The organism is Bacillus sp. JJ1773, assembly GCF_036962035.1.
Lineage (GTDB): Bacteria > Bacillota > Bacilli > Bacillales > Cytobacillaceae > Cytobacillus.
On record NZ_JBALNX010000145.1, the window covers coordinates 1 to 1,324 of the forward strand.

Consider the following 1,324-nt stretch of genomic DNA (forward strand, 5'->3'; position numbering starts at 1 on the left):
AAAAGATAATTTAGCTAAATCAAGTGAACATTTGAGGTAATAAATTCTTATAACGAAAAATTTATATATAAATGGATTTTTTCGCAAATTCGTGGATAAATGTGGTAAAAAATAAAAAAGGGTAGTATTATAACTTTGGTAGGGGGAGCTTATTAATATTTTAATGAAAATAAAAAAAATAAGTCAACAGACTATGATCTGACAAAAGATTTTTTTGAGGGATTAAAAACAAAAGAAATAAAAGAGTTTATCGAACTTGATAAATCTGCTAATTATCCAAATGAAGAAGACTTTTAAAAATACATTCAAAAAATGATAGAGGTATCCAAGCAATAATAATAAAAAGATAAGACACTCGGAATGTGTATTTTTTAAGGGGAGAAAAACAATCGATTTTTCTCCCCTTGCTTATGATTTTAAATCAGTTTCATTTTATAAATTAAAATCATATATTTTTCCCTTATTCAAATATGCTGAGCTTTCAGCGATATTTGTTATATGGTCTGCTGTTCTTTCAAGATAGCGATTGACAAGTAATAATTGTACAAGCTGATTAGTTTCTTCTGGATGTTCACTAAGATAATTAGTAAGTTTTTTATATGTTTCAGCATAATATTTATCAACTTCATTCTCTAAGTTACTAACCTCTTTAGCGAGAGCAATGTTTTCTTCCATAAAAGATTGCAGTGCTTTTTGTAACATCTGAATAGATACTTCTTTCATCTGCTCTAGATCGGTCATAGACAGTAAAGAATTTGGTTTTCCAATCATGATGGTTGCTTTAGCCAGGTTTACAGCAAAATCCGCAATACGTTCGATTTCAGATGAGATTTTGAGTACACCTATGATGACGCGTAAATCTCTTGCAACAGGCTGTTCTTTTGCCATGAGCCAGATAACAAACTGATTAATTTCCATTTCTAGATCATTAATATTTGCATCTTCATCGATCACTTTTAAAGCGATCTCTACATCCTGTGTTTTTAAGGCATCAAAAGATTTTTCTAAGGCAACAATAGAGAGTTCTCCCATTTCGGTGATTTTACCCTTTATTTCCACTAAACTCTTCTCAAAGTTCTCACGAATAACCATTTGTTACCCCCTATTATCCAAATCGACCTGTTACATAATCTTCAGTTCTCTGATCTTTTGGTGTAGAAAAAATCTTATCAGTTTCATCGTATTCAACTATTTCTCCATTTAAGAAAAACGCTGTTTTATCAGAGATTCGCGCAGCTTGTTGCATGTTATGAGTAACGATGACAATCGTATAATCTTTCTTCATATTCGAAATTAATTCTTCTACTTTTAACGTTGAGATTGG

At 30.7% G+C, this 1,324-nt stretch carries 1 protein-coding gene and 1 pseudogene; both read right to left on the bottom strand.

Annotation, left to right across the window (positions count from 1 at the left end; translation table 11 throughout):
• Positions 1–432 precede the first annotated feature (432 nt).
• Positions 433–1,092: a phosphate signaling complex protein PhoU gene (phoU, locus tag V7127_RS25490; protein ID WP_335490989.1), complete on the bottom strand. Its 660-nt coding sequence runs from the start codon at positions 1,090–1,092 to the stop codon at positions 433–435.
• Between the two features lie 13 nt (positions 1,093–1,105).
• A pseudogene (gene pstB / locus V7127_RS25495) lies at positions 1,106–1,324 on the bottom strand (phosphate ABC transporter ATP-binding protein); the annotation flags it as partial.